The organism is Streptomyces sp. NPDC005195 (assembly GCF_040608315.1).
Taxonomy (GTDB): domain Bacteria; phylum Actinomycetota; class Actinomycetes; order Streptomycetales; family Streptomycetaceae; genus Streptomyces; species Streptomyces kaempferi.
In genome coordinates this window covers 1-3,448 of the sequence record NZ_JBEXHZ010000192.1, presented here as the reverse complement: position 1 = coordinate 3,448, position 3,448 = coordinate 1, and the positions used below count along the sequence as shown (strand labels likewise).

The following is a 3,448-nucleotide window of genomic DNA, read 5'->3' as shown; positions in this document are numbered from 1 at the left end:
GAGTTCGAACGGATCATCCAGGAAGCGCGAGCGCGGGCCGATCAGCAAGGCCGGGCCGCATAACCAACGTCTCTACGCAACCAGGGGATTGACAGCAGAGAGGTCAGCACACCCGCCGTGGTGCCGCTCATCCCAAGGCTCGCACGCACCTCTTCGAGGACCGGGCCAAGGCTGGTGACTGCGGGCCGGAGGTTGATGGCTGCAGCCAGGAGGGCAACGACTGCGATCCGACGGACCCAGGGTGTGGAGTGGGGCATGCCGGGTCGGGTTTCCTGGGGAGCCACGGGCTCTTCGTTCGGCATAGCTGGTCCCTGTGATCACGCCCCGGATCAGACAACTGTCATCGGAGCCATGGCCTGTAGACGCCTGCAGGACTGGGTTCGCCCACTGAAAGGTGACTGCCGCCCTCGAAGGGGGCAAGCCGTCCTCAGGGCGGCGCCGCCGGGCCACGGTAGCGGCCCTTCGGGCATTCCCCGGCGAGGGCGCGTCATGTTGCCTGAACTGCGCCGCCTCTCGAGGTGCTCATCAGCGCCTTCGCTGCGGGCCAAGCACCCGATCAGCCGCCTCCGCTATCAGGGTCCATGCTCCGGGCGGGCGAAAGATCGAGCTGAGGAGACCAGCTGGCTCTCTGCTTCGGGATCCACGCTTCCGCCTTCATAGCCGGGCTGTGCGGCCCGTCCGGGGGTTCAGCCTGAGCCGGCGCGGGCATGGCGCCGTCGGCAGTCAGAGCCGACACCACGACGACAGCTCTCTTCGATCTTCCATATCCATCGCTTCATTCATGGCGGGCGGGCGAAGGCCCCTATGTGGCTACCTTGTGCTATGGAGGTCTGAAGCACCTGAGTAATGAGTGCTCACCCTGTACTGGTATCTGTAGTCGCGGCACGGTATGCCAGCCGGTGCACCGGCGCATCACAGATCTTGGCCGCCCGGCCCGGGCATCGCACTTTCTCGGTGCCAGCACGGAACCAAAGATCTTCGGCACCTCAGATGATGAGCATGCGCTACTCACCTTCCCTTGCGACCCGTCTGATATCGATGAATACATGCGCCGAGTAATGCAGAGCAGGTTGGGTGGCCCGGACGTTCTCGAGGTTGCCGAGGTCGATGCGCCGCTGCCAGGTCCAACAGAGGTGCTGGTCGAGGTGAAGGCCGCCGGCGTCAATCCCGTCGACTGGAAGATGCGGACCGGCGGGGGCTTGGGCGACCTGCCCTTCTCAGTCGGCTGGGACGTCTCCGGAGTGGTGGCGGCTGTAGGAGCTGGTGTGACGCGCATCGAGCCAGGAGACGAGGTCTTCGGAATGCCTCGGTTCCCCTCCGAGGCGGGAGCCTACGCAGATTACGTGGCCGCTCCCTCGAGGCACCTTGCTCTCAAGCCGTCCGGCATAAGCCACCTCCAGGCGGCAGGCCTGCCCCTGGCTGGTCTTACCGCATGGCAGGCGCTGGTGACGGTCGCCGGGATCTCTGCCGGGCAGCGGGTCCTCATTCCGGCTGCTGCCGGCGGCGTGGGTCACCTGGCCGTTCAGATCGCCAAGGCTCACGGCGCCTACGTCATCGCCACGGCCAGCGCAGCAAAACACGATTTTGTCCGCGGTCTTGGCGCTGATGAGGTCATCGATTACCGGAGTTGCGAGGTAGGCGCCGAGGTGAGCGACGTCGATGTCCTTCTGGCTACCGTTGCCGGGCAGATCCCGGGGTTGGCCGGAGTATTGGTCCCTGGCGGCCAGGTCGTAGCGCTCAACGGCGCCGATGCGGAGGCGGTGCAGTGGGCTGTGGGAATCGGTCTACGGGCCGACTTCATGCTCGTGGAGCCTGATCGTTCCGACCTCGAATTCCTCGCTTCGCTCGCCGAAGAAGGCCGGCTGACGGTCCACATTGACAGGGTATTTCCCCTGGACCAGGTCGTTGACGCTCACCAGTTGGGAGAGGAAGGACGGACCACTGGGAAAATTGTTCTGACTCCGTAGATGCATGACCCCACACCGAGGGCGTGGGGACTGCCAGCCGACAACTATGCCGTCTTTCACCGGGCCTGAGGAGGTCTTCCATGGCTGTAGACAAAGTTGAGGGTGCAGGCGCCCGGGAGCGGAGCGCACAAGACGAACGCGGGCTCGCCGACAACAGAGCCCTGTGGGACACCTTGGCCGAGTTCCACGGGACCGATCCTGATGACCGGTCCTACGATGTGAAGGCATTCCTCGCCGGTCAGCAGACCCTGCGTGGAATCGAGAAGGACCTCGCTGGTGACGTCAGGGGCAAAGACCTCCTTCATCTGCACTGCCACTTCGGCATGGACACACTGAACTGGGCGCGTCTGGGGGCGCATGTCACCGGCGTGGACTTCTCCCCCCGCGCCATCAGCAGAGCTCGCGCTCTGGCCGAGCGGGCCGGTCTGCCCGCGGAGTTCATCGAAGCGGAAACTCAGCGACTGCCCGACACGCTGAACGGAAGATTCGACCGTGTTGTGGCCACCTATGGAGTCCTGTCCTGGATCGCCGACTTGGCGGCGTGGATGGGCGGAGCCGCAGCAGCGTTGCGCCCGGGCGGCCGGCTGGTCCTCGTAGATCTGCACCCCGTCTTCCAGACTGTCCTCACCTTCGATCCCTTCGTCGCCGATTGGCCCTACGGAGGCGGTATCCCACAACGCGACGCCATGATCGGCACCTACGCCCATCCCGACGCTCCGTTCGCGTCACAGGAGTCGACGCAGTATCCCTACTCGGTCGGTGAGATCGTGACAGCAGCCGCTACGGCAGGTCTGGTCGTGGAACGTCTCGGCGAGCACACCGAGACCGAAACCGACGGGCGCCACCTTCTGCCGCAAGGCCCTGATGGTCTCTTCAGATTCCCCTTCAGCGACACCTACCTACCGATCCTCTATTCGCTCAGCGCTGTCCGACCGCACCCACACCGGTAGAAGACTCGACAGCGCGCGTGAAATCTTGAGGACGGTTCGAGTCGGGGCTTGCACAGCGCTGGAATTCGGCTCAGCCCCTCAGTTGCGTCCGGCTCCAGCGTCCTAGGCAAGGTGAGAACGACTGAGCACCGTCAGACGGTACTGGTACGGAGCGGGACCCTAACCGTCCGAGCGTGCGTTCGTTCGTGCACTGTCGTCAGAGCTCGTGTGGGGGACCGTATCTCTGCCCGTGCGATGCAAGAGAACGGCGACTGCTACGGCGCCCAGGGCTGCTGCTCCGGCACCGGTGACGAACGCAAGGTGGAGGCCGGAGGCGAAAGCGTCGCGCGCGTTGTCGATGAGTGCCGCGTTGCCCGTTTGGGTTCCTACGATGTTGGCCACCGCCAGGTAGGAATGCACTGCTTCCGCCACCGGCGCGGGGAGCCCTTCGATGTCGAGGTTGCTGCGGTAGCCGGCGTTCAGTGCGCTGCCGAGGACGGCGATCCCCAGTGCGCCGCCGAGTTCGCGGGACAGGTCGTTCACCGCGGAGCC

At 65.0% G+C, this 3,448-nt stretch carries 2 protein-coding genes and 2 pseudogenes; 2 read left to right on the top strand and 2 right to left on the bottom strand.

The window, feature by feature from the left end; all coding sequences use genetic code 11:
• Positions 1-95: 95 nt before the first annotated feature.
• Positions 96-245 (bottom strand): annotated as a pseudogene (locus tag ABZV34_RS37755) (MFS transporter); the annotation flags it as partial.
• 801 nt (positions 246-1,046) lie between these two features.
• On the opposite strand from ABZV34_RS37755, the gene ABZV34_RS37750 reads away from it, so the two are divergent.
• Together ABZV34_RS37750 and ABZV34_RS37745 are read left to right on the top strand one after the other, a co-directional pair.
• On the top strand, positions 1,047-1,967 hold the full coding sequence (locus ABZV34_RS37750; RefSeq protein ID WP_356287296.1) for an NADP-dependent oxidoreductase: 921 nt from the start codon (positions 1,047-1,049) through the stop codon (positions 1,965-1,967).
• Positions 1,968-2,047: 80 nt separating this feature from the next.
• Complete coding sequence (locus ABZV34_RS37745) at positions 2,048-2,917, top strand: class I SAM-dependent methyltransferase (RefSeq protein WP_356287293.1); 870 nt, start codon at positions 2,048-2,050, stop codon at positions 2,915-2,917.
• A 159-nt stretch (positions 2,918-3,076) separates the two neighbouring features.
• On the opposite strand, the pseudogene ABZV34_RS37740 reads toward ABZV34_RS37745, so the two are convergent.
• Positions 3,077-3,448: pseudogene (locus ABZV34_RS37740) on the bottom strand (hypothetical protein); the annotation flags it as partial.